This window comes from Sulfurimonas autotrophica DSM 16294 (assembly GCF_000147355.1).
GTDB lineage: Bacteria > Campylobacterota > Campylobacteria > Campylobacterales > Sulfurimonadaceae > Sulfurimonas > Sulfurimonas autotrophica.
In genome coordinates this window covers 189,390-213,039 of sequence record NC_014506.1, presented here as the reverse complement: position 1 = coordinate 213,039, position 23,650 = coordinate 189,390, and the positions used below count along the sequence as shown (strand labels likewise).

The following is a 23,650-nucleotide window of genomic DNA, read 5'->3' as shown; positions in this document are numbered from 1 at the left end:
TTATACCGCCAAACTTTCTATTTGTGCACCCTCAGGTAAAGTAACATAAAACTTTTTGAAATCATTCTGTTTACCTTGTACACCACGGAAACGTTTTACTTTTCCGCTTTGATTTAAAGAGTTAATCTTTGTTGGAATAATTCCGAAATACTCTCTAAACACCTCTTTAAGACCTGTTTTACTCATACGTGGTGAAGTTTGAACAACTATAACACCATCTTCTTGTAAACCTAAAGTCTTTTCTGTATATAAAATAGATTTAATATCTGTAATATCAGCCATTACTTAGCCTCACTTGTTAAAGTTTCCCATACAGCTTTTTCTATCACGATTGAGCGATAGTTAGCAGCTAAGTATGCGTTTAACTCATTAGATTCAACAACATAAGTTTGATGTAAGTTCTCAAACGCTAAAAATGTTGGCTCGTCCAATAAAGATTTAACAAAAAGTGTATCTCTTTGACCTAAAGCTTTGAACATTGCTGCAGCGTCTTTAGTTTTACCAGACTCAACAGAGATGCTGTCTACTATAAAAAGAGTACCATTTTGTGCATGCTCATTTAAAGCAAAGTTTAAAGCAAGTTTTTTCTGCTTTTTATTTACTTTTAAATCGTAGTTATGGTTATTTTTTGAACCAAAAGCTTTACCACCACCTACGAATATAGGAGAACGACGAGAACCTGCACGAGCACGTCCGCCACCTTTTTGAGCCCATGGTTTTTTACCACCACCACGTACTTCACTTCTACCTTTAGTTGTCGCTGTATTAGCACGTTGTGCAGCTTGAGCAGACTTTACATAAAGGTAAAGGTTATGAGGGTTAATTCCAGAGAATGCCTCTGGTAATGCTAACTCAGATGCTTTTTCCATTTTTTCATTTAAAACGATTGCGCTCATTATTTAGCTACCTTTACACGACCTAGAGCACCGTTAGCACCTGAAACTGAACCTAAAACCGCAATGATTTTGTTTTCAGCATCGAAAGAAACGATCTCATTTTTTACACTGTTTTGTGTATTTCCGTATTGTCCAGGCATTTTCTTACCTTTCATTACACGACCTGGCCATTCAGCATTACCGATAGAACCTGTTCTACGACCAAATCTATGGCCGTGAGATGCAGGACCACCACCGAAATTCCAACGCTTCATCGCACCTGAAAAACCACGACCTTTTGTGTTGAAAGTAGTTTTCACTGCACTAGCATCTGCTAATGGAGCTAAATCTAAATCACCAGCTTCGGCGTTTGCTACTTCTAAAGTAACGAAACGGTTAAATTCAGTTGGAAGGTTGTATTTCTTCTGTTGACCTTCAATTGCTTTATTCATTTTTTTACCGCTATTGTAAGCTACAATCGCAGTACCTTCATTTACTTCACATACTTTCGCGTCTAAAACTCTTAATAGAGTAACTGGCTTAGACGGAACTGTGATAGTACGGCTCATACCGATTTTTTCAACAATATATTCCACGATTACTCCTATTTGTCCATAGAGCGAACTTCAACGTCCACTTCCGGTGCAAGATCTAGTTTCATTAATGAATCTACTGTTTCCGGTGTTGCAGAAACGATGTCGATCATTCTTGCGTGCATACGAATTTCAAACTGCTCACGAGCTTTTTTGTTAACGTGAACTGATTTCAATACTGTATATTTACGAATTTTTGTTGGTAAAGGTATTGGACCACGAATTACGGCACCTGTACGCTTTACAGCCTCAACGATTGACGCTACTGATCTATCTAATACACGATGATCGTAAGCTTTCAATTTTAAACGAATTTTTTCCATGTTTTTCCTTCTAAAGAACTCGTTGGATCCTAGCCCAACTATTTTAAGGGAACGGAATTATACTCAAAGCAGTACAAATATTCAAGGATTTAGGCGTTAAAAATCGATTTTATCTATAATTTATTTCCTTTTAATAAGGAAGTGATACAATTAGATAGTTTGAAAATTGGAAAATTTATGGAAATATTACTTGAGGAATTTTACAAAACTGATTTACATGTAGAAAAATATATACAAAGAAAAGTTTTTATAGATGACAAATCATACCAAATCAACGGTATAAGCAAAAGTGGAAAAAGCCGCTTGGTAAAAAACTATCTTTTGTCTTTAAAAAAAAGTTCTTATCTCTATATAAACTGCAGAGACATACGCATAGATACAGATAAACTCAACACTTCACTTGCATCTTTTTGCAATCTGAATAAAATTGACACGCTTGTTTTGGACAATTACAACCCTGAGATTAAATTTGTCAATGTCTCTCAGTTGATTATAACAAGTGAAATTCCTTATGATATTGATGTTTTAGAGCATTTAACACTGTATCCGCTTGACTATGAAGAGTTTTTGGCGTACGAACATAAATATGACTCAAGCGCACTAAACCATTTCTTTCAGCTTGGTGGGTTCGCTTCTATGCATACGGTACCGCCGGACGAGAGGATAGTCTATCTGCAAAATGTTTTAAAATTTGCTCTGAGCGAAATTGAATTTGACATTCTGTGTTTATGCGCAAAATTTATGTCGCAAAAACTCTCAGCCTTTACTTTATACGAAAGACTCAAACTCACACGAAAAATCTCCAAAGACAAACTTTATGCATCATTTGCTCTTCTGGCAGAAAAAAAATATATTCATCTGCTTCCAAAATACAATCACGCGCGTGCAACTAAAAAAGTTTATTTGTGTGATACCTCCTTAAAAAGTGCGCTGAGTATTGAGAAAAACTTTGCAAAACTCTTTGAAAACATGGTCTATCTTGAACTTTTAAAATCATCTACCGAGTGCTATTATGAAGAAGGAGTCGATTTTTATCTACCTGAAAGTGATGAAATTATACTCTGCAAACCTTTTGTTGATGAGCGGCGATTATTTAAAAAACTTGAAAGCATTGAAGCCTTTTTGTTTACTTACGGCATTACGAAAATTACAGTTATTACAATGAATAAAGAGGGAAATATTTCTCATCCGCTCTCAAGTGTGGATATAATTCCTTTTGACATTTGGGCTTTAGGAGATTAATATGGGCGTTTTATGCGGCATAGATGAAGCGGGGCGTGGACCTTTGGCAGGTGATTTGGTGATGGCGGGATGTATCTTACATGTAAGCGTAGATGGACTCAATGACTCCAAAAAATTAACAGCCAAAAAACGTGAAGCTTTATACGAGTTAATCGTCGAAAACGCAAGCTATCATATTGTAAAGTTTTCTGCACACGATATAGACAATAACGGTATATCTGCCTGCTTAAAAAAAGGACTCATTGATATTTTAAATAACTTAAAAGCGGATAAGTACCTTTTTGACGGCAACCAGACCTACGGAGTAAAAAATCTTGCAACAATGGTACAGGCTGATAGAAAAATTGCCGAGGTGAGTGCGGCATCAATACTTGCAAAAGTCACACATGACGTAGACATTCTTGAGGCTGCAAAAAAATACCCCGAGTATCAATTTGAAAAACATAAAGGTTATGGAACAAAATTACATGTAGCAATGATTAAAAAATATGGCTACTGCGAAATACATAGAAAAACTTATAAAATTAAAGCGCTAGAACGCGCGCTTTAGTAACTATTAAACTTCCCAAAGAAAGACAAGAGAGTGTCGAAAAATATTTTTTGCATAACAAAATAGACTGGGTCGTTCAGATACAATCAGAGATATAAATAGACTCTACCCAAAGGAAGATATTCGTGCGTAAAACTCTCTTTTTGGAATTTTGAATGCACAGTAACACCCGCCTTAGATACTTTTAACCCTCTTTTATTGTAAGTATCATATCTCAACTTTCGCACATAAAACAAAGTTGTTTTTAGATGTAAGCACTGAGTGTATTGATGAAAATTATATTTTCTTATTCAGATTTCTTCATTAAATAATACAAAATCAACTCGCAGTTTTTAAAGTATTCATTTAACACTTTTGTAACAATATTCTTATACTATTTTAAAAATTCTTTAAAAATGGGGACTAAAAATGAAAAAAAGTATATTGGGCCTTTCTTTGATAGTATCTGCTTTGCTAGCAGATTCAGTTGTGGAAATTGCACCCATCAGTGTTACGGCAACTGGTATTGATGAAAATGTTATTGAACAACCCTTGAGTATTGCCACAAAAGATGAGAAAGAGATTAAATTAGACCAGGTGATTTTTCAAAAAGATCTGCTTAACTCTTTAAGCGGTGTAAGAATTGAACAAACGGGTTCAGTTATAGGGCATATGACATCTATCCGTATGCCTATGGGCACAGAACCTTATTATCTTTTTATGCAAGATGGTATTCCTGTGCAATCAAGTGGATTTTTCAACCATAATGGTTTAGCCTATACAACTTTTCAATCTGCCTCTTCTGTCGAGGTTCTAAAGGGAGCAGGAACTGCTCTTTATGGTTCTGATGCTGTAGCAGCAGTTATCAATGTCGAATCTACAAAGACTCCTTCAAAAACTAAAGAAGTTTCTGTTAAAGGTATGGCTGGCAGTTATGGATATGGTTCTGGTTCAGTAGAGATAAGTAATACTATAGATAAAGACAATGCTTATCGTGCAAATGCTTCTTATATGCACAGCAACGGTTGGAGAGACCATACAAAATCTAACCGTGCAGAAGCAAATATCCGTTATGACCATACCATAAACGATGACAACGAGGTAAAAATTCTCTTTAACTTTTCAAAAACTGAAGCTGAGCAAGCAGATAGCTTTAATGATTATACAAATATTGAAAATAGTTCAACATCAGCTAGCGATGATTCAAACTATTTTACAGCCCTAGAAAAAACTGATGTAAAACGAAAGTTTGATTATGCAAAAATAAGTGCAGAGTTTAATAACTACTCATATAATGCTTTAGAAATAACTATGACACCGTATGTTAGATACAATAGAAATAGATATGTAGCAACATGGGAAAAAAATCTTCCAAGTAATGATAATGAACTTTATACTCTAGGTTTTTTACAGAGGAACACTTATGAGCAAAAGTGGGGAAAAGTAGTTTTTGGATTTGATAGTGAATATACAAAATCATCACTCAAATATAATCAAGATTTTGATGTAACAACTTCAGGATGGGGTGCAAAAACATATATGGCAGGTGCACTTTATGACTATGGTGTAAATTATTTAGCTATTGCACCTTATGTTCATATCGATTATATGATAACAAAACAACTTAAGTTAAGTCCAGGATTGAGATATGATTACAATAGCTATGATTATACTAATAATCTAGCTCCAAACTCAACGGACAGCTCAAACACATACTATCGTCCTGCAAGTCGAAAAGATTCATATAATCATCTGAGTCCAAAACTTGCACTCTCTTATATGCCACAACAAGACTTAAATTTGTATGTTCGTTATGCTAACGGGTTTAGAATTCCACAAGCTACACGATTGTATTCAGTAAAAGTCGGATATGAAAACATTAATCTTGATGCAGAAAAATCAAATACTTATGAGATAGGTTTGAAAAAAAATTTTTCCAAAAAATCTTTTCTTGAATTAGCCGCATATTATATGACAATAGATGATACTATCGTGAGAGATGCTACTACTGGTGGATACAGAAATGGTGGAGCAAGTATACATAAAGGTATAGAAGCATCATTAAAATCTGAAATAACAAAAGAGTTCGAAAGCAGTGTGAGCTACTCATACTCCAAACACAATTATGATAACGATCCAAGTCTCGGCAATAATGAAATATCTGGTGCCCCAAATACACTTGCAAATGCAAGACTTTTTTATATTCCAGCATATCTAAAAGGGCTAAAAGTTATGGCTGAATGGCAATATGTAGGTTCTTACTGGATGGATGATGCTCATACAGTTGACAAATACAATGGTTATAGTATTGGTAATTTAAAAGCTGATTATGTATACTCTAAAAAATTAAGAATTTTCACAAAAATAACAAATATTACAGATAAAAAGTATGCTACAAATGCTCGTTATGCTTACGGTAAAGAGGATTATACTCCTGCTGATCCTAGAAGTTTTTATGCGGGTTTAGAGTATAAATGGTAAAAATATATAAACTCCATAAAATATCAGGAATAAGTGCTGGAATTATTCTCCTTATCCTTTCTGTCAGCGGTTTTTTTCTTGATCATGATAAATGGAGTTTTCTTTACACTACTACTTTTAGTAGTGTGCCATCACAAATAAAAAGTTCTGAAAAAAGACTTTTTAATGCCTATTATAAAGATAAAGAAAATGCACAACATATTTTAGTTGGTGGATACCGTGGTCTATTTGAAAGTTTTAATGGTGGAAAAAAATTTTCAAATATATCAAACTTACAAATTTTATCAATCATTCCTGATAAAAGCATACTCTATCTTGCTACATCTGATGGAATTTATAGTTACAATTTTAAGCACTTGAAAAGAGTAGCACTTCAAGGAGAATATATTACTGCACTAAGTGTTTCTAAAAAGCAGTTAGTAGCCGTACTTGATAAAGAAAAACTTGTCACAATTGATAAAAATAATTTGCAAATTTCAAATGAGACAATTGTTAAAATTACAAAAGAAGCATTAAAAGAAGATATAAAGCTTTCTCGTTTAGTGCGAGACCTGCACTATGGACGAGGACTTTTTGATGGAGGTATTTCACTACTTATTAACGACTATGGGGCACTTGTTCTTGCATTTTTGTCATTAAGTGGATATATGATTTGGTTTTTAATCAAACGAAAAAAGTACCCTCAAATATCAAGAAAGCTCATTAAAACACATGCAAATATTTTCGCAATTATTGCGATTATTCCACTTTTCATTCTATCTGTTACGGGAATATTTTTGGACCATTCCTCAGGGTTAGCAAAATTTATGAATTCAGTAAAAATTCCTCACTCCACACTCCCACCAATATATAATTCGCTTCGTAGTGATATATGGTCTGTTGATTTTGATGGAAAAACTTATAGAATAGGCAATCGTTATGGTATTTATAAAAGTACAAATCTTAAGAATTGGAGACTTGAGAACAGAGGGCTTGCCTATAAGATGATACGAAGAGATGGAATATTGTATGTAAGTGGTATGGGAGCTCCTAATAGAATATATAAAGATAATAAATTTTATCTTCTACCAGATACTCCGCATATGTTTCGTGATATTTTAGTTAAAGATAAGGAAGTAAGATATTTTTCAAGTATGCAAAAAGGATTTTATCTACCTCAATTTCATGACATAACACTTTACACACTTTTGCTCACACTACACGATGGCACATTCTTTAGTTCTTGGTGGGGATGGATCAATGACTTTGCAGCAATAGCTCTTATTTTATTAGGTATCACTGGAACTATGAGATGGAGTATTAAAAAAAGAAAAAATCTCAACAAAGTCCATAAATAATTGCTTTTCAGTATAATTTTGTTCCTGTAACATCATTATTAAAAGAATCCAATACTCTCAATGCTATTTACAACAGCTTAAAAAATATCCGTCATAAGCAGCGTGGTATAACATGGTAAAATATCGTACAGATACTTTGACAAAATTATAAAGTATTCTGTTCTTGGAAAAGTCAAACTGGTGTTTCTTCATACAGGTATGAGAACCTATATATTCCACTCCGCCCGTTACAAGTACCATTGATTAGCCTGCCGCATTCATAGCAAGTTGTGCCATTTTTTGCATGTAATCTGCAACATTCTCTTTCGCTTCAAGTGTTTTTTTCAGTTCATTTATAAAGTACTCTTTCGTTCGCTCATCGGCAATATTAAAAGTATAAAGAACCCATTCTATGTTCAGGGCAATTTTTTCACCGTTTTTTTCCACTGTAAAAGTTCTGTATAAATTCACATCCGTATCGGCAATTAAATCCAAAATTTCTTTATAAAATTCATTGACATTCGGGTTTATCAGTGAGCGTAATTCCTCTTTGGTAATCTCTACATCCACATCATCAAAATCTTCTCTGCCAAGAATCAAAGCATCGCCTAAAATAAGTTGTTCTCCTATAAAAAAAGGCATTTTTTTCTCACTCAGAGCATTTGCATCTGTATATATAATATGCTCTTTTAGACTTGAGAGTTCATCAATCAATATGGAGCTGAAAAAAGTGTACACGGTATTTGCCGCCATTGTAATATCAAGCTCTTTTACTTCTTGTGTTTTATGATTTATATTGAGCGCTTGCATTAAAAAGACTCCAAAAGTATTACATTTACATAGGTGCCCGCTTCTAAAAACTTGTCATCTTCACCCGCAATCATTAAAGCAGAATTATCAAGCATATTTGTAAGTATCGCTGAACTCCCGACTTTTTTACCGGTAAAATTCACAAAATATTCGCCGTCTTCTACAACAATATTACATGCCGTAAACTCGGTAAACCTGCTTCGTTTTGTAAAATCTTCCTGCAGTTTTGCCGCAACTGTTTTAAAGGGCGCTTTTTTACCAAGCATCTTTGCAATAAGCGGCAGCGCATATAAAATAGCTGTCACCGTAGAAGAGTATGCAAAGCCTGGCAGTGCCAAAATAAACTTATTAGCGCGTTGTGCAACAAGGATATGACGTCCCGGCTTAATACCGACACCTTTGTATACCACTTCCGCACCCAAACGAGGAATAATATCTTTTACAAAATCATAATCCCCGACACTTACACCACCGGTGCTCACCAAAATATCTGCAGACTCTAAAGCATTTTCAAAAGTTCTCATAATCGCATCTCTGTCATCAGGAGCAGTTCCAAGCTGTATAACCTCTGCTCCGGCTTGTTCAAAAAGCGCTGCAAGTGTGTAGTTGTTTGAACTTCTTATTTGTGCAAGATTATCAGAATTCTCACCCAAATCAAGTATCTCGCTTCCTGTTGCAATAACAGCGACACGAGGACGAAGTGCCACTTTTACCATTACTTGGTTCAGTCCTGCCATCACACCAATTTCGGCAAAACCAATCTTCGTACCTTTTTTAATGAGAACATCACCTGCTGCGTAACCTTCACCGACAGGGCGTACCGCATTAGCTCGTTCAACCGGCTCATTAATAGTAATCTTCCCATTGTTATATGTGACATTTTCTATTTGAATTAAAGTATCACTTCCGGCAGGCATCATCGAACCTGTAAAAGTCTTAATAGATTCACCCTCAGACAATACACGTGTTTCATCATGCCCTGCAGGATTATCCCCAAGGACAATAAGTTCGCCTTTTTGCAAATCTTCATGACGCACTGCATAACCATCCATTGAGGCTGTAGGAAATTGAGGGTCATTAAACTCAGCCACAATATCCTGTGCTAAAACTCGGCCAAGAGCATCACTTAAAGGTACTCTTTCATAACGATGGTTATTTACTTGTAAAAGTTCCAGCATATTTTGACTTGTCTCAAAAGAGATAAAATCAGTTCCTGTTATACTCATTGTTTCACTCCTAATATTCCACTGCCTTTTATGGCTGTGGAACGGTCTTTTGCATAGACTCTCTCACCATTCTTTAAATCATATTTCCATATTGGAGCCGATGCTTTGAAATCTTCTACAAATTCATCTATAAATTCCAGTGCAACCCGTCTTTTTGGAGAAAATACCGCTGCAATGTAAGATGATTCATGCAGTAGGACATCACCGCGTGAGTGTGCCATTTTTATCACGGCACCTTTTTCTTTTGCTTTTTGCTGCCATGATGTGAACCATGACTCTAAAATCGGCTCATATATGTCAAAACTAAGCCCGTCAATCCCGTCTTCACTGCGCACAGTTCCTACAAAAGGAATGTATGCACCGTAATTACTTGTTGCTTCTGCTTCATACCACTCTTTTAAAATTTCAGGCACATCAAGCGCCCCGTCATATAAGCTCAACAAAGCTCAACCTCCGCAAACTGGAGGAAGCAAAGATATTTTGTCTCCGTTTTTCAGTTCACATTCCAAAGAAGTTACAAGATTATCATTGACGGCCACCGCACAGTTCTCAAGCCAATCTTTAACCTCTTCATCTTTTTGCAAAATAGCTGCTAATTCATTGAGATTCACTATCTCCAGTTCCAGTGCGTCTTTTTGTATCGGTCCTAAAAATTCTACTCTTACCAAAACAACATCCTCATTTTTATTCATACAATTATATCTAAGATAAGTTAAGTGCTGTATAATTGCGTATGATTTTTGGAAAAATAGAATATCTCAACCTCCTGCCTTTTCATGTGTTTATAAAACGTTTTACACGAAGTACACAGCAAAAGCTACTTATGGAATACAAAAAAAATGTTCCTGCAAAAATAAACGATGCCTTTTTAAACAGGCGTGTTGATGCCGCATTTATCTCAAGTATTGCGGCAAAAAAAAGCTACCATGTAAACCTCGGTATCATTGCAAAAAAAGAGGTGAAAAGCGTTATTGTTATTCCAGGAAATGCAGACAAAAAAGATGTGGAATCTGCCTCATCCAATATCTTAGCAAATCTTTTACATGTAAAGGGTGAAGTTCTTATAGGAGACAAGGCACTGCGCTATGCTCTTGCAAATAATGACTACATAGATCTGGCAAAACTATGGAATGAAAAGTATAATTTACCTTTTGTTTTTGCCCTGCTGTGCTACCACAAAGACAAAAAATTATACAAAAAAGTAGAAAAAGAGTTTTTAAAAAAAGAGGTGAAAATCCCGCAATACCTCCTACAAAAAGCATCAAAAAAGACAGATATTTCGCCACACGATCTAGCTGAATATCTCAAACTAATATCCTATGGGCTTGATTACAAGGCGAAAAAAGGTGTAAAAAAGTTTTATACAGAGGCAAAAAGAGTGTAGACTCTTTTCACTCTCATTTCTTTAGATTTTACCGTCTAAATGGTCTGCTAGTCTTTGGAGTTTAATTTTATAGGCATCCATATCAAAGTCTTTGACACGTGCCACACCGTCTTCTATAGCTGCCTGTGCAACCGCTGAGGCAACATAAACTAATACGCGTCTGTCAAATGGAGAAGGGATAATATACTCATGCCCAAATTCCATATCTTCACGATGGTGTGCTTTTTTTACATTTTGGGGAACAGGCTCTTTTGCCAGTGCCGCCAAAGCACGGGATGCCGCAAGCTTCATATTTTCCGTAATCTTTGTAGCTCGTACATCTAATGCACCACGAAAAATTTGTGGAAAACCAAGTACGTTGTTTACTTGGTTTGCATAATCACTTCTCCCTGTTCCGATGATAATATCAGGACGTGCCTCTTTTGCAACAGGCGGTGTAATTTCAGGATTTGGATTTGCACAGGCAAAAATAATCGGATTTGTATCTGACATTGATTGTACCATTTCCGGTGTAATTAAATCAGCTTGAGAAAGCCCCAGAACCATATCTGCATTTTTCATAGCATCTTCGAGTGTTCTATCGTCCGTATCCAGGGCAAAAAGCTTTTTATATTTATTTAAATCATCTCTACCGCTATGAATAACACCTTTAGAATCAAGCATTGTAATATTTTTGACACCGAGTTCTTTATACATATTGCCACAGGCAATTCCAGCGGCACCGGCACCAATAACAACAACTTTTAAATCCTCAGCTTTTTTACCGCTCATCTCTATAACATTCATAAGTCCTGCTGTTGTAATAACCGCAGTTCCATGCTGGTCATCATGAAAAACGGGAACATTACAAATCTCTTTGAGACGTTCTTCTATCTCAAAACATCGAGGCGCTGAAATATCTTCAAGATTTATGCCTCCAAAACTGTCAGCCATTGCTGCTACAATCTTGATAATTTCATCGGTATCTTTCGTGTTGAGTTCAATATCTACCGCATCAACATTCGCAAATGACTTAAATAAAACCCCCTTGCCTTCCATAACCGGTTTTCCCGCCAAAGGGCCGATATCTCCAAGACCTAAAACAGCCGTGCCGTCACTTACGACTGCGACTAAGTTCCCTTTGTTTGTATATTCATACGCAAGTTCGGCATCTTTTTGTATCTCTAAACACGGATATGCAACACCTGGACTGTAGGCCATTGACAACTCTTCTTGTGTCGTACAAGGTTTTGTTAACAATGTTGCAGTTTTTCCGTTTGTATCAAATTCGCTCTTGGCTCTATGATACTCTAATGACTCTTTTTGAAATGATAATTTATCTGACATAATTGCATATCCTTATTATTTATATAATAAAATTATATAACTTTAGAATTAAAATATATTTAAGAACTTATATTTTATTTAAAAAGAGGACGCTGTTGCCTTTTGAATTATAATATATTCCCATAGAATTTTTGCGTGAAACAAAAACGCCACGACCGTTAAATTGTTTTGAATTTCTAAAGATGGTAGTCAATAAATTTGTATCAAATCCATGCCCCTCATCTATGATTTGTGTCACCCTGTATTGGGAAGATAAATTTTTAATTTTATATATTTTGACGGTTATTTTTTTCGCGCACTCTTTTTCAAGCGAAACAAGTGTTTGAAAATATACATCATCTTGTAGCAACTGATGTTTCGTTTCTGAATCAAGATCTAAGTTTCCATGCTCATATGCATTCATAAAAAGTTCATTAAAAGCAAGGGTGCTGCAATGGTTTTGGCAAATATTTTCATACCAACTATTTGCTTCTTCAATGGCATCAAGAGTTGTTTCAAATATTTTTTCGCTAATAAGTGTCATAGTATTTAATTCTAACCTATTAATGAATATGAAAGTTAAATCATCTTCTTGTGTTGCAATTTTCTCTAATATATGTTCTTTCATCTCTTCTCTGGTAAAAGACTCAGTAAAATCATTTTCAATAAAATTGTTATACACCAAGCCGTCAATAGTACTGTTTTCCACTATACCATCACTGTAAAAAAGAAATTTATGTATATTTTCGACTGAGCACTTGTCAATATTATATGTTTTACTCCATTTACTCATAGGAGGATTGTTGGATTTAATTTTTATAACTTGATGCTTATTGTCTTCAAGTAAAAATGGGGGCATCGAAAATTTTGCATAATCTAATTGTGAAAAATAAGTGTCAAATAAAATATAATCAATAGACAAAGCCTCTTCATCCAGTAAAATAGGTCTCATAAAATCCATTGACTCTTTAACAAGTATATCAAGACTGAAACTGTCATGCTCTATCATCTTATCTATAATATGATTGATAAAAATAGTCACGGACATCGCTGTTAAAGAAGCTGAAAGTCCTTTGCCCATACCGTCAACAAGCAGATAAAAAGTTCTATGCCCGTCAATAACTCTTGCCGTATATGCATCCCCGCTAAGCGTATCTAAAGGCTGATAAAAAAAATCTACAAGAGAAATATCCTTAGAGTCTATCATTTTATAATAAAAATCATTTCTAAGAATATTAAGCTCTTTTTGAAAAGCCAAATCTTCCTGATATGCAGAATAATCCTCTTTTTCCTGTGGAGTCCTGAATTTTTGAGAATTTTGCACCCTAAAAAGTCCTGCTATATTTTAAACTTATTGAGTTCAGCCTGTAAAACATCTGATTCTTCAGATAAGGAGATAACAACCATATCGACAGAAGTTCTCAGCTCATTATTTTTCATTGAAATTTCTATAATTTCATTCATAATGCTCACCAAATCTTTTGTTTTCGTTGCGATATATACACTCTGATGCATTACTTGCGTTGATCTGTCTTTTGTTTCTAGCAACTTATCTTTTGTTTCACTTGATGAAGTGATAAGTACTTGCGCTGATTCGGAAATATTTTTCATACTTTTTGATGTGACATCCGTCTCTTCAGCAATTTCAACAACATTTTGAGTAATTAGGTTAACATTTGCACTAATTTCACTTAAAGATTTTTGTGTTCTTTCGGCAAGTTTTCTTACCTCATCCGCAACAACGGCAAAACCGCGACCATGTTCACCCGCACGTGCCGCCTCGATAGCCGCATTTAATGCAAGCAAATTTGTTTGGTCTGCAATATCTGAAATGATTTCTAGTACATCTTTAATATTTTTAGCCTGTTCTGTCAATGATGCAACTTTTTCAACAAGTTCTTGCTGCTGCTGAGAGCCGTCTTCAATCGAGTTGACAACGGCACCAAGTTTAATAATAAAACCGTCGAGTACATTAAAAGTGGTATCTAAGTCTTCTGTAACATTAACCGTCGCTTCCTCTACAGAATTTGATCGCGTTCCAACATCTGCAACTAACTCGTTTACTGAAGAAATTCTACCCTCTTCCACTTCACTGTTTTCTTTTAAAGCCTGCACAACACTGCTTAATTTTTCCGATTCTTCCTGTGTTCGCATGGATACATCTCTTACGTTGTATACAGTCTCTTTAAATGCGCTAATCATTCCTTGTAAAGCTCTGGATATTTGAGAAATTTCATCATCTCCTTCAACAACTATATTGCATGTAAGGTCAAGTTCACTTGAAACACACTCTATTTTTTCCAGAGAACTTCTCACGCTTTTGTTCACGCCTCTGCTTATCAGCATGATAATTATAAAGATAATAATCGCAAAGGCAATATAACTCACCAGTGTAATTGCCGTTGAAGTTTTATAATCTGATTCTATTTTTGCCAGAATCGCATCATTGTTTTTAGCAAGGGCATCATCCACTTTTTTAAGTAGATTTATCTTTTTCGTAATTGTTTTAAACCAAACAACACTGTCAACTCCGAAGCCACCCTCATTTGCTTTTGTCTGCGCTATGTGGCGCATTTTATTGACTTCATCTATGACTGGAGCATTCATTGTTGTTTTGTACAGCTGTTTTGCTTTATCTGTCGCCATACTTAAAAAAGCATCGATATAAGCATTTTGTTCTGCCGTAAGCGTAATAAATTTTGCATACATTCCCGGAGCAAATTTATCGGCCGCAAATGTGGCACTCATTACCGCACGCTCTATTCCGGCTCTCTCTTTTGATTTTAAAAAGTTTGTATATGCATCCAGTGCTTTTACCAGTTCGGGCGTATTTGCCAGTTTTGCACTTAATGCGACGATATACAAAATCTTTTTATTCATATTCGTATAATAAGAAACTTCTTCTTTAACGCCTATTCCAAAACTGTCAACGCTGTTTCTAATCTCGTTGATTCTACCCATATCTTGTTTAAGTCCATGAATTTCATCACGAAGTTCTTGTGAAAAACCTTCTAAATCCAACGTCTGTAGATATTTTTCAAACTGCTGGTTTCGCTCATCCGTCAGTTTTCTCTGCTTTGGCAGTATATCTGCAAATTTTTTCCCTTTAGAACCTAAATATCCGGCACTTGCCCCTCTCTCTTTTTGTGTTTCATGAATTAAAAGACTTAATTTCTGCGACATCACATTAAGCTCTTTTGACTCCTGAACGACTGTATCTTCTTTCACTGCCGAATTTATCGTCAACGCGATAATCACCAAAGCAAAAGAGACGACTATTGCCGTGATCAGATTCAGTTTAGCTTTGATTGTCATTTTTATACCTTTTTCACTTTAAATAAAGAGACCAGACTTAAGTCTTCAAAAAGTTCCATTAACTGCTCATCTCCGACATTTATCTGTAAGTCAACATTATCTTTTAATATAAGTTTATTAAAGTAACCGATGACAGAAGAGGTTATAGAAATTGAGTCTTTAATATTGAAAATAACATGCTTGTTCGTTTTAATGAGATCATCCATTATCTCTTTTATTTGTTGGTAATCACCTATCGATTTAATATTTCCGTTTAAAGTAATTGTATTTGAAGATACCGAAATGTCCATGTAATATTCCTTATTTATTTAGTTTAAGTATATCATTATTTATATTAATATTTATATTAATGTTTAATAATTTTTATCCACTCTATCATTTTTTTCTCATACCCGACATCTTTTAAATCCACAAAATGCATCGGCTTGGACAAATACTCTTGTGCAACATAGCCGCCATAATCATGAGGGTAAAGGTAATTTTCATTACTATTTGTTATATTTTTTGGGATTTCTGCTATGTTACCATTTTTCACACTTGTCAGAGCCTTACTTATAGCTAAATATGCCGAGTTTGATTTTGGAGAGGCACAAAGATAAATCACAGCCTGTGCCAAAATGATTCTTGCCTCAGGATAACCTATTTTACTTACACTTGTCAGGCATGAAGTTGTCAGTGTCAAAGCTTGAGGATTTGCATTACCTATATCCTCGCTTGCCAGAATTACGAGACGTCGGGCAATGAAATCCGCACTCTCTCCACCATCAATCAAACGTGCCAAATAATAAATCGCCGCATCTGCATCTGAACCGCGAATGGACTTAATAAGTGCCGAGGCCAAATCATAATGCACTCCGGCTTCACTGCTTCCTGCCTGGAGTGCATTTGGACGAAGTGATTTTAATGTATCTAATGTTATCTTGCTTTGAATATTTGAGGCAAATTCCAATAGTTTCAGCATCGCTCTTGCATCGCCCCCGCTTGAAGCAATCAAATATTCCTGTGCGTCCCTCTCAAGCATAATTTCGCCACGCTGCAAAGCCTTTTGTAGAAGTTTTTCTAAGCTTGCATGTAAGATACTTTTGAGTTCAAAAAGCATAGAGCGCGAGCGGATGGCAGACGTGAGCGAATAAAACGGGTTTTCTGTTGAGGCGCCTATAATCAGCACGGAGTTATTTTCCATCACAGGTAGCAGCACTTCTTGTTGATTTTTTGAGAGTCTATGCACTTCATCTATAAATATCAGAGGTTTTTGCAGGGCATTTTTATACTGCTCAAATATTTTACGCAGCTGCTCAATCTTAAGAGAAGTGGCATTAAACTCATAAAAAGGCAGCTGCATCGTTTTTGCTATAACTCTCGCTAGCGAAGTCTTTCCCACGCCGGCAGGTCCATAAAAAAAACTGTGTCCAAGTGCTTCTTTCTCACATAAAATACGCAAAGGAGCATCTTCTGCACTCAGATGTTCCTGACCTATAATCTCATCAAAGCTTGAAGGACGGAGCAGCTGTGTGAAATCCATCTACTGCTCTTTGTCTTCTTTTCTTTTATTGTCTCTGGCTCTTTTTTTCTCTTCTTTTAAAAATTTATAGAGTGCCGAGTATTCGCTTCTGCTTAAATATCTTGTTTTACCCGTAGGCAGATTATTTAACTCTATTTCTGCAAAACTGACACGTTTTAAATCTGCCACTTCTGCGCCAAAGTGTGCAAAAAAGCGACGAAGTTCACGGTTTTTTCCCTCTTTGAGAGCTACTTTAAGTATAGAATAGTTAGGCTGATTTTTTTGAATTTTATACCCGATAAAAGGCTTAATATCCATAGAAGTGATTTTAGAGTGTGAATGTGCTCCTGCACTTGCATCGTCCAAGTAAATTCCGTTGAGCATTGCATCTTCCATATCCGGTGTCACTTCACCCTTAATTTTGAGCTTGTAAATTCTCTCCAAATCCGACTCCATAAGCGAAGTAGCTACATGCGAAGCATCTGTTAAAAGGAGCAGCCCCTCACTTGCAAAATCAAGACGCCCGACAGGAATAAAGTGGCGAAACTCTTTACTCAAAGAATCATATATGGTCTTTCTCCCTTTTGGGTCATTTTTCGTTACAAGTTCGCCTTTTGGTTTGTTATATACGATTACCGTGTATTTTTCCTGAGGAGAGACCTGTTTGCCGCTGATATAGACAATGTCTACACCCTCTTGCACCTGTGTTGCGGGGTTAGTTTCTATTTCGCTGTTTACACGAACATAACCGTCTTGAACAGCTTTATCAGCCTCTCGTCTTGAATAGGTTGAATAGTGCGCAATATATTTGTTTAGTCTCATCATAATTTTATGCAATTCCTTTTTCTATGAGCGTGTGAATATGCAGTACACCCTCTATTTTTTTCTCTTTATTTGTTATAACTAAAAGCTGAATTTTTTTCTCTTCTATAAGCACAAGCGCATCACTTGCAAGCATCTCTTCATCATCAATGCTCATAGGATTTTTTGTTGCGTATTTCATCACATTATCATCCAAAGAAAAGTCCTGACGCATAAGTGCCCGGCGGACATCTCCATCACTCATCAGTCCGACGAGTTTATCCTCATCGTCTGCTATAAGTGCCGTACCGACTCTGCCTTCACTGATTTTCAGAATGGCATCTTTGACTTTTGCATCTTCTTTTATAATAGGCAGATCATCCGTTTTCATAAGGTTTTTGACCTTTACAAAAAGCTTTTTACCCAAAGCACCGCCGGGATGAAAAGAGGCAAAATCACTCTTTTTAAAATCCCTTGCCCTCATCAAACACACAGCCAGTGCATCACCCAGAGCAAGCGTCAAAGTAGTCGAACTTGTCGGTGCAATATTTAAAGGACAGGCCTCTTTTTCAACGATAACATCTATGACAACATCACTGTATTGTCCAAGTGTGGAGTTTTTATCTCGTGTCATCCCTATGAGAGGTATGCCAAAACGCTTGATATGTGGTAAGATTGAGCTTAATTCTTCACTCTCGCCCGAATAACTGATGGCAATTACTACATCATCTTTGCCAATCATTCCCAAATCCCCATGAAGCGCCTCTGTCGGATGCAGAAAAAAGCTCGGTGTTCCGGTCGATGCAAAAGTAGCAGCCATTTTAGCCCCTATCAGCCCGCTTTTACCGACACCGCTGATAACCAATTTACCTTTACATGTAAGGATAATCTCTACTGCTTTATCAAACTCGTCACCAATATTTTTTGCAGCATTTATTAAGGTCTCTGCTTCAATATTTAATGTCTCTTGTGCAATTATTTTATAATTCATAGCCTAATTATACCTTTTTTTTATCCTCAAGAAGATATAATGCTAGAAATATGACTTTTCAAGGAAAAACTATGAGAAATGTAATAGGTAAATATTTAGATACTATTGATGCTTTAAAATTAGAAGATAGAATGCTCACTCATAACACATTGATTTTAGGTGAAGAGGGCTCAGGAAAGACAAACTTAGCATGTAGAATAAGAAACTTTGTGATTGACAGTAATGTACCCACACTCTATATGGATTTTGCAAATTCCCATGAAGACGAAGTAGAACTCCGCTACAAAGATGAACACTTCAACTATATCCGCTTTGATGAAAGTGAAGCTTTTGATAAAGCCTTTGCAAAACTCGTTGCAGATAAAAAACATATTTATATGGCAGTTGACCCTAAGTTTTTTTCCAACAAAAGAGAAAAAAAGAGTAAACTCTCAAAAGTTATTTCACAGCAGGCACTCTTAGATGATTATTACTATTTTTTCCATGATATAGAAAATTTAAACGGTTTTTACACAAAATTTGAAGACTTTTTGCTCTATATGTTAAGTTTTGCAAATCTTCAAAAACACGGGTTGACATTTTTGGCTCAACCGCATCAGACCTTTGAAAATCCGCATCTTAAACTGCTTTTTTCTTTCCTTTATGTAGGTAAATGCTCTAATGCAAACTATTTTAACACAGCTATTTTAAAAACACTCAAAAAAAATAAATTTTATTATCAGTGCAGAACAGCTTACCCTACACTTTTATTTAATGATATTAAAAGCAGTATGGTCAAGATTGACGAGTATGTGCCGGAACTCTAAGTATGCAAAAGTTATTTGAAGAAGTAGGCTCACTTGATGCAAGATGCTATGAAGAGTTTTTTTTAAGTGAAGATATTTTAATGGAACATGCTGCACAGGGCATGGCATCATATATAAAAAACAACTTCTCAAATAATGAAAAAATAATCATTGCAGTAGGAAGTGGCAATAACGGAGCTGACGGCATTGCCCTTGCCCGCTTGCTACATGGTGACTATAATGTTTCACTTTTTTTTGTAAAAGAACCAAAATCACATATGGCTCTGTTGCAAGAAAAAAGAGCACAAGCTATAAATGTTCCTATAATACCCAAACTGCAAGAGTGCAATATTTTCGTTGATGCCATTGTCGGTACCGGCTTTGACGGTGAGTTTAATGAAAAAATCACAACCGTTTTAGAAAAGATGAACACCTTAGAAGCATTCAAAATTGCCTGTGATGTTCCAAGCGGTCTGAAAAAAAGCGGAGAATGCGCACAGACAACATTTCATGCAGACACTACCCTGACTATGGGTGCTTTAAAAAAATCTCTATTTTTAGATGAAGCTAAAGATTACATAGGAAAAATCGAAGTTTTAGATTTAGGAATTTCGAGAAAATTGTATGAAACTCAGACGAATTGGCATCTTTTAGATTTAGATGACTTGCAACTTCCACTAAGAGCACAACAAAATTCATATAAAGGCAGTTTTGGACATCTGGCTGTACTTTGCGGCGAAAAACCCGGAGCATGCGTAATGAGTGCACTTGCGGGACTGAGATTTGGCGCAGGACTCGTTACTTTGGTCGGGTATGAAAACCACCAAATGCTCAATATTCCCCACTCTTTAATGTATGCACATGCTCTGCCAAGTAATACAACGGCAATTGCCTGCGGAATGGGTTTAGGAGTAGAGTTCAGTGATAATGAGCTTAGGAACTTTTTAGACAATGATTTAGCATTGATTATAGATGCGGATCTTTTTTCTATGGAAGTTATTTTAGAACTATTAGAGCGTAAAAATATTGTACTCACACCGCATCCAAAAGAATTCGTTTCGTTGTTAAAAATCACAGAACTTGCCGACATCAGCGTAGAAGAGTTACAAAAAAAACGTTTTTTCTATGTCGAACTTTTTTGCAAAGCCTACCCAAATACAACGCTTCTTTTAAAAGGTGCAAATGTCATTATAGGCTCAGATAATGATTTTTTCATCAATCCTCACGGGAGCAGTAAACTTGCCAAGGGCGGCAGCGGTGATGTGTTAAGCGGACTTATCGGCAGTCTGCTCGCGCAAGGGAAAAGCCCTTTAGATGCAACAATACACGGCTCGCTCGCACATACAAAACTGGCACAAAACTACACCGGTGCTGATTTTTCTCTTACACCGGAAGATTTAATACAGGGAATTGGGAATTTATAAGATTCCTTATGCTATAAATCTAACAATTACTTAAGGACTAAACAAAAATGGATAACAAATTAAAAATCGGAAAATATGAACTAGGTTCAAGACTTATTGTCGGAAGCGGTAAATATGACTCTTTTGAAACAACAAAAGAAGCAACACTTGCAAGCGGGAGTGAACTTATAACCGTTGCAGTAAGACGTTTGAATATTACAGACCCGAGCAAAGAGAATCTGCGTGATACTTTTGCAGGAACAAATGTAAAATTTTTGCCAAATTCTGCAGGATGTGTTACCGCTGAAGAGGCTATAACAACATTTCGTCTAACACGCGAAGCAACAGGTATTGACTTAATCAAACTCGAAGTAATCGGCGATACACAAAAAACACTTTACCCTGATGTGCTTGAGACTATAAAAGCGTGTGAAGTCCTTGCCAAAGAAGGCTTTACAATTATGGCATATACCTCAGATGACCCAATTATGGCAAAACGCCTTGAAGATGCCGGAGCAGATGCTGTTATGCCTCTTGCTGCACCTATCGGCAGCGGCTTGGGTATTCAAAACCCTTACAATGTTGTATTCATTCGTGATGCTATTAATGTTCCTGTCATTGTTGATGCGGGAATAGGCTGTGCGAGTGATGCTGCGTATGCTATGGAGCTTGGTGCGGACGGCATTTTAACAAATACGGCAATTGCACAGGCACAAAACCCTATGGTTATGGCTGAAGCTATGAAACATGCCGTACAAGCAGGTCGCATGAGCTACCTCGCAGGAAGAATCCCTAAACGCCCTTATGCAACTGCATCATCTCCTGTTGATGGAATGATACAGTTTTAGCAGACTAATTACTTTTTGCTAATGCAGCAAAATCTATAGTTTCTTGCTTAGATTCTTGCTGCTTTTTATCTTCTTCATAGGAACCTGTGCTAAAAATATATTCATGCTTGCCTTTATTTAAAATACAGCCTTTTGTACCTGGCATACAATTTACATGTAACAATTTACAATGTCCCTGAAAATCATGCTGACATGTCCATCCCATAGCAATATCCTTATTGAAATTTATCGGATAAATGGCTCATCAACAAAAGTTGCCCCATTCCCTCGAAAAACTTCTCTATTCCCATCTCTTTTGCATCGACGGCTTTTTGCAAAGCACTCAAAAATACGAGCCTTGATTCCTCTGAAGCCTGCATATAAGTATCTATAATATATTCAAAACTCAAAGAGTGTACTTTACCATTAACATCAAAATCTATACTCGAAACTGGATTAATACTCTCGTTTTGTAAAGTTTTCATACACTTTTCTCTTACTGCATCCATTAGAGGACTCCCATCAGTGAGAGCATTACAACAAACATCGCTACTGGCGTGATATAACGAAGTGAAAAATACCAAAGCGAAAAAGCCCATTTAAGCTGCGGTTTCATGGTAGCTTCCACTTCTGAACGGGGAATCACGAAACCGACAAAAACAGCCATCAAAAGCCCACCAAGAGGCAGCATAATTGCAGCTGTGACATAATCTACCCAGTCAAAAAAGTTTTTACTTCCCCAGGTTAAATACTCTTTGGCACCATCTATATTTGAAAGAATTGCAAAAATACCCAAAAACCAGAAGAACGTTCCCATAGAAATAGTGGCTTTTAAACGGCTCCAGCCGAATCTGTCTATAAAATACTGCACCATCGGTTCCACAAGCGATACAGAAGATGTCAACCCGGCAAAAGCCAGCGCTATAAAAAATAAAACGGCAAAAATATTTCCAACAATGCCCATCTCATAAAATGCAGCAGGGAGAGAGATGAAAACAAGTCCAGGACCTTTTGCAGGACCTGAACCATACTGATACAAAAATGTAAAAAGCATAAGTCCCGCAACTATTGCGATCGTTGTATCCAAAAACACAACCCAAAAAGCACTCTTTACTATATTTGCCTTTTTTTCCAGTGATGCCGCATAGGTCATGATAGCGCCCATACCAAGGCTGAGTGTAAAAAAGGCATGCCCGACTGCTGTTACAAAAGCATCTCCATTAATTTTAGACCAGTCAGGAGAAAACATAAAGGTCACAGCTTTAGAAAAACCCTCCAATGTAACAGCATATGCAAACATCAAAGCTAAGATCAGCATCAATGCCGGCATTAAAAACATATTTAATTTTTCAATACCACCCTTTAAACCTTTATGCAACACATATGTAATAATGACAAATGAAGCAGTATGATAAAAAAGCTGTGTCCAAAAATCTGAATGCAGCATAGTTGTAAAAGTGTTTTCTGCTTCTGTAACAGTCGATGGAAGATAAGTAAGTGACGTTACTATATAATTAAATATCCATCCGATCACTACTGAATAAAATATCATTATAAAAAGACCGGCCAGCCCTTGAAAACCTGCCAGTTTCCATAAATTTTTATGTTTTGGCGCTAATTCTTCAAAAGAAGTAACCGTATCCCGACGTCCAAGATAGCCTATAAGCATTTCAGCTATCATTATAGAAAAGCCAATGAGCAACACGGTAATGAGATACACAAGCACAAATGCACCGCCCCCATACTCACCTGTAATATAAGGAAATTTCCATATATTTCCAAGTCCTACAGCACTGCCTGCTGCCGCCATTATAAAACCAATCCGACTAAATCTAGCTATTTTCATACGTAACTTTCTGTGTTTAATTATGCTAATTATACTTAAAAAATTGGAATTTAGAAAAGAATTTGGAAATACTATTGACATTTTGAATCAAATTAAC

The 23,650-nt window shown here is 36.2% G+C and carries 26 protein-coding genes; 8 read left to right on the top strand and 18 right to left on the bottom strand.

Annotation, left to right across the window (positions count from 1 at the left end; all coding sequences use genetic code 11):
* From SAUT_RS01080 to rpsJ, 4 genes are read right to left on the bottom strand one after another with little or no spacing between them, the layout of a single operon-like run.
* On the bottom strand, positions 1–282 hold the full coding sequence (locus SAUT_RS01080) for a 50S ribosomal protein L23 (protein ID WP_013326022.1): 282 nt from the start codon (positions 280–282) through the stop codon (positions 1–3).
* A complete protein-coding gene (gene rplD / locus SAUT_RS01075) occupies positions 282–896 on the bottom strand; it encodes a 50S ribosomal protein L4 (RefSeq protein ID WP_013326021.1) in 615 nt (204 codons plus the stop codon). Before rplD ends, SAUT_RS01080 begins: the two co-directional genes overlap by 1 nt.
* Positions 896–1,471 (bottom strand): 50S ribosomal protein L3, encoded by a 576-nt coding sequence (gene rplC, locus SAUT_RS01070; protein ID WP_013326020.1) that lies wholly within the window; start codon positions 1,469–1,471, stop codon positions 896–898. The genes rplD and rplC overlap by 1 nt, the downstream gene beginning before the upstream one ends.
* 8 nt (positions 1,472–1,479) lie before the next feature.
* Positions 1,480–1,791: a 30S ribosomal protein S10 gene (rpsJ, locus tag SAUT_RS01065; RefSeq protein ID WP_013326019.1), complete on the bottom strand. Its 312-nt coding sequence runs from the start codon at positions 1,789–1,791 to the stop codon at positions 1,480–1,482.
* A gap of 177 nt (positions 1,792–1,968) precedes the next feature.
* On the opposite strand from rpsJ, the gene SAUT_RS01060 reads away from it, so the two are divergent.
* The 4 genes from SAUT_RS01060 to SAUT_RS01045 all read left to right on the top strand — a co-directional run bounded on the left by SAUT_RS01060 (position 1,969) and on the right by SAUT_RS01045 (position 7,380).
* Entirely contained in the window at positions 1,969–3,033 is a 1,065-nt protein-coding gene (locus SAUT_RS01060) for an ATP-binding protein (protein WP_013326018.1), read from the top strand.
* A 1-nt stretch (position 3,034) separates the two neighbouring features.
* Positions 3,035–3,583 (top strand): ribonuclease HII, encoded by a 549-nt coding sequence (locus SAUT_RS01055; protein ID WP_013326017.1) that lies wholly within the window; start codon positions 3,035–3,037, stop codon positions 3,581–3,583.
* A gap of 408 nt (positions 3,584–3,991) precedes the next feature.
* On the top strand, positions 3,992–6,043 hold the full coding sequence (locus tag SAUT_RS01050) for a TonB-dependent receptor (protein WP_013326016.1): 2,052 nt from the start codon (positions 3,992–3,994) through the stop codon (positions 6,041–6,043).
* Positions 6,037–7,380, top strand: coding sequence for a PepSY domain-containing protein (locus tag SAUT_RS01045; RefSeq protein ID WP_013326015.1), 1,344 nt, complete (start codon positions 6,037–6,039; stop codon positions 7,378–7,380). The genes SAUT_RS01050 and SAUT_RS01045 overlap by 7 nt, the downstream gene beginning before the upstream one ends.
* Before the next feature lie 243 nt (positions 7,381–7,623).
* On the opposite strand, the gene SAUT_RS01040 is transcribed toward SAUT_RS01045, so the two are convergent.
* From SAUT_RS01040 to SAUT_RS01025, 4 genes are read right to left on the bottom strand one after another with little or no spacing between them, the layout of a single operon-like run.
* A complete protein-coding gene (locus tag SAUT_RS01040) occupies positions 7,624–8,169 on the bottom strand; it encodes a hypothetical protein (protein ID WP_013326014.1) in 546 nt (181 codons plus the stop codon).
* Positions 8,169–9,395 carry a molybdopterin molybdotransferase MoeA gene (locus tag SAUT_RS01035; protein ID WP_013326013.1) on the bottom strand — a complete coding sequence of 409 codons (1,227 nt, stop codon included), beginning with the start codon at positions 9,393–9,395 and terminating at the stop codon, positions 8,169–8,171. The genes SAUT_RS01040 and SAUT_RS01035 overlap by 1 nt, the downstream gene beginning before the upstream one ends.
* Positions 9,392–9,838, bottom strand: coding sequence for a molybdopterin synthase catalytic subunit (locus SAUT_RS01030; RefSeq protein ID WP_013326012.1), 447 nt, complete (start codon positions 9,836–9,838; stop codon positions 9,392–9,394). Before SAUT_RS01030 ends, SAUT_RS01035 begins: the two co-directional genes overlap by 4 nt.
* Before the next feature lie 3 nt (positions 9,839–9,841).
* Positions 9,842–10,063 (bottom strand): MoaD/ThiS family protein, encoded by a 222-nt coding sequence (locus SAUT_RS01025; protein WP_013326011.1) that lies wholly within the window; start codon positions 10,061–10,063, stop codon positions 9,842–9,844.
* Between the two features lie 65 nt (positions 10,064–10,128).
* Here SAUT_RS01025 and SAUT_RS01020 point away from each other — a divergent pair, with 65 nt between their 5' ends.
* Entirely contained in the window at positions 10,129–10,779 is a 651-nt protein-coding gene (locus SAUT_RS01020; protein WP_013326010.1) for an MqnA/MqnD/SBP family protein, read from the top strand.
* A gap of 21 nt (positions 10,780–10,800) precedes the next feature.
* Here SAUT_RS01020 and SAUT_RS01015 read toward each other — a convergent pair whose 3' ends face one another.
* The 7 genes from SAUT_RS01015 to SAUT_RS00985 form a co-directional block, all read right to left on the bottom strand.
* Complete coding sequence (locus SAUT_RS01015) at positions 10,801–12,105, bottom strand: malic enzyme-like NAD(P)-binding protein (protein ID WP_013326009.1); 1,305 nt, start codon at positions 12,103–12,105, stop codon at positions 10,801–10,803.
* Positions 12,106–12,172: 67 nt separating this feature from the next.
* Complete coding sequence (locus SAUT_RS01010) at positions 12,173–13,408, bottom strand: PP2C family protein-serine/threonine phosphatase (RefSeq protein ID WP_013326008.1); 1,236 nt, start codon at positions 13,406–13,408, stop codon at positions 12,173–12,175.
* Between the two features lie 14 nt (positions 13,409–13,422).
* Positions 13,423–15,399 (bottom strand): methyl-accepting chemotaxis protein, encoded by a 1,977-nt coding sequence (locus tag SAUT_RS01005; RefSeq protein WP_013326007.1) that lies wholly within the window; start codon positions 15,397–15,399, stop codon positions 13,423–13,425.
* 2 nt (positions 15,400–15,401) lie between these two features.
* Positions 15,402–15,689, bottom strand: a complete 288-nt coding sequence (locus SAUT_RS01000) for a hypothetical protein (protein ID WP_013326006.1) — start codon at positions 15,687–15,689, stop codon at positions 15,402–15,404.
* Positions 15,690–15,745: 56 nt separating this feature from the next.
* Positions 15,746–16,921: a replication-associated recombination protein A gene (locus SAUT_RS00995; protein WP_013326005.1), complete on the bottom strand. Its 1,176-nt coding sequence runs from the start codon at positions 16,919–16,921 to the stop codon at positions 15,746–15,748.
* Positions 16,922–17,725, bottom strand: coding sequence for a pseudouridine synthase (locus SAUT_RS00990; RefSeq protein WP_013326004.1), 804 nt, complete (start codon positions 17,723–17,725; stop codon positions 16,922–16,924).
* A gap of 4 nt (positions 17,726–17,729) precedes the next feature.
* A complete protein-coding gene (locus SAUT_RS00985; RefSeq protein WP_013326003.1) occupies positions 17,730–18,692 on the bottom strand; it encodes a KpsF/GutQ family sugar-phosphate isomerase in 963 nt (320 codons plus the stop codon).
* Between the two features lie 71 nt (positions 18,693–18,763).
* On the opposite strand from SAUT_RS00985, the gene SAUT_RS00980 reads away from it, so the two are divergent.
* From SAUT_RS00980 to SAUT_RS00970, 3 genes are read left to right on the top strand one after another with little or no spacing between them, the layout of a single operon-like run.
* Positions 18,764–19,498, top strand: coding sequence for a P-loop NTPase family protein (locus tag SAUT_RS00980; protein ID WP_013326002.1), 735 nt, complete (start codon positions 18,764–18,766; stop codon positions 19,496–19,498).
* Positions 19,499–19,500: 2 nt separating this feature from the next.
* On the top strand, positions 19,501–20,901 hold the full coding sequence (locus tag SAUT_RS00975; RefSeq protein ID WP_013326001.1) for an NAD(P)H-hydrate dehydratase: 1,401 nt from the start codon (positions 19,501–19,503) through the stop codon (positions 20,899–20,901).
* 47 nt (positions 20,902–20,948) lie between these two features.
* Positions 20,949–21,728, top strand: a complete 780-nt coding sequence (locus SAUT_RS00970) for a thiazole synthase (RefSeq protein WP_013326000.1) — start codon at positions 20,949–20,951, stop codon at positions 21,726–21,728.
* Positions 21,729–21,732: 4 nt separating this feature from the next.
* Here the strand turns inward: SAUT_RS00970 and SAUT_RS00965 are convergent, their stop codons facing one another.
* Genes SAUT_RS00965 through SAUT_RS00955 form a run of 3 tightly spaced genes read right to left on the bottom strand, consistent with a single transcriptional unit; the run spans position 21,733 to position 23,553 of the window.
* The gene (locus SAUT_RS00965; protein WP_013325999.1) at positions 21,733–21,933 is read right to left on the bottom strand and encodes a hypothetical protein; all 201 of its coding nucleotides are present in this window, start codon (positions 21,931–21,933) and stop codon (positions 21,733–21,735) included.
* 10 nt (positions 21,934–21,943) lie between these two features.
* The gene (locus SAUT_RS00960) at positions 21,944–22,192 is read right to left on the bottom strand and encodes a hypothetical protein (RefSeq protein WP_245534111.1); all 249 of its coding nucleotides are present in this window, start codon (positions 22,190–22,192) and stop codon (positions 21,944–21,946) included.
* Between the two features lie 23 nt (positions 22,193–22,215).
* Complete coding sequence (locus SAUT_RS00955) at positions 22,216–23,553, bottom strand: sodium-dependent transporter (protein ID WP_013325997.1); 1,338 nt, start codon at positions 23,551–23,553, stop codon at positions 22,216–22,218.
* Positions 23,554–23,650 lie beyond the last annotated feature (97 nt).

Bases quoted from the DNA above. Each gene is read 5' to 3' on its own strand.
- SAUT_RS00990 (WP_013326004.1), bottom strand. From the start codon at position 17,725: ATGATGAGACTAAACAAATATATTGCGCACTATTCAACCTATTCAAGA.
- SAUT_RS01080 (WP_013326022.1), bottom strand. From the start codon at position 282: ATGGCTGATATTACAGATATTAAATCTATTTTATATACAGAAAAGACT.
- SAUT_RS01000 (WP_013326006.1), bottom strand. From the start codon at position 15,689: ATGGACATTTCGGTATCTTCAAATACAATTACTTTAAACGGAAATATT.
- SAUT_RS01060 (WP_013326018.1), top strand. From the start codon at position 1,969: ATGGAAATATTACTTGAGGAATTTTACAAAACTGATTTACATGTAGAA.
- SAUT_RS01045 (WP_013326015.1), top strand. From the start codon at position 6,037: ATGGTAAAAATATATAAACTCCATAAAATATCAGGAATAAGTGCTGGA.
- SAUT_RS00995 (WP_013326005.1), bottom strand. From the start codon at position 16,921: ATGGATTTCACACAGCTGCTCCGTCCTTCAAGCTTTGATGAGATTATA.
- SAUT_RS01015 (WP_013326009.1), bottom strand. From the start codon at position 12,105: ATGTCAGATAAATTATCATTTCAAAAAGAGTCATTAGAGTATCATAGA.
- SAUT_RS01050 (WP_013326016.1), top strand. From the start codon at position 3,992: ATGAAAAAAAGTATATTGGGCCTTTCTTTGATAGTATCTGCTTTGCTA.
- SAUT_RS00985 (WP_013326003.1), bottom strand. From the start codon at position 18,692: ATGAATTATAAAATAATTGCACAAGAGACATTAAATATTGAAGCAGAG.
- SAUT_RS00970 (WP_013326000.1), top strand. From the start codon at position 20,949: ATGGATAACAAATTAAAAATCGGAAAATATGAACTAGGTTCAAGACTT.
- SAUT_RS01005 (WP_013326007.1), bottom strand. From the start codon at position 15,399: ATGACAATCAAAGCTAAACTGAATCTGATCACGGCAATAGTCGTCTCT.
- SAUT_RS00960 (WP_245534111.1), bottom strand. From the start codon at position 22,192: ATGAAAACTTTACAAAACGAGAGTATTAATCCAGTTTCGAGTATAGAT.
- SAUT_RS00955 (WP_013325997.1), bottom strand. From the start codon at position 23,553: ATGAAAATAGCTAGATTTAGTCGGATTGGTTTTATAATGGCGGCAGCA.
- rplD (WP_013326021.1), bottom strand. From the start codon at position 896: ATGAGCGCAATCGTTTTAAATGAAAAAATGGAAAAAGCATCTGAGTTA.
- SAUT_RS00965 (WP_013325999.1), bottom strand. From the start codon at position 21,933: ATGGGATGGACATGTCAGCATGATTTTCAGGGACATTGTAAATTGTTA.
- rpsJ (WP_013326019.1), bottom strand. From the start codon at position 1,791: ATGGAAAAAATTCGTTTAAAATTGAAAGCTTACGATCATCGTGTATTA.
- SAUT_RS01040 (WP_013326014.1), bottom strand. From the start codon at position 8,169: ATGCAAGCGCTCAATATAAATCATAAAACACAAGAAGTAAAAGAGCTT.
- SAUT_RS00980 (WP_013326002.1), top strand. From the start codon at position 18,764: ATGAGAAATGTAATAGGTAAATATTTAGATACTATTGATGCTTTAAAA.
- SAUT_RS00975 (WP_013326001.1), top strand. From the start codon at position 19,501: ATGCAAAAGTTATTTGAAGAAGTAGGCTCACTTGATGCAAGATGCTAT.
- SAUT_RS01020 (WP_013326010.1), top strand. From the start codon at position 10,129: ATGATTTTTGGAAAAATAGAATATCTCAACCTCCTGCCTTTTCATGTG.
- SAUT_RS01055 (WP_013326017.1), top strand. From the start codon at position 3,035: ATGGGCGTTTTATGCGGCATAGATGAAGCGGGGCGTGGACCTTTGGCA.
- SAUT_RS01035 (WP_013326013.1), bottom strand. From the start codon at position 9,395: ATGAGTATAACAGGAACTGATTTTATCTCTTTTGAGACAAGTCAAAAT.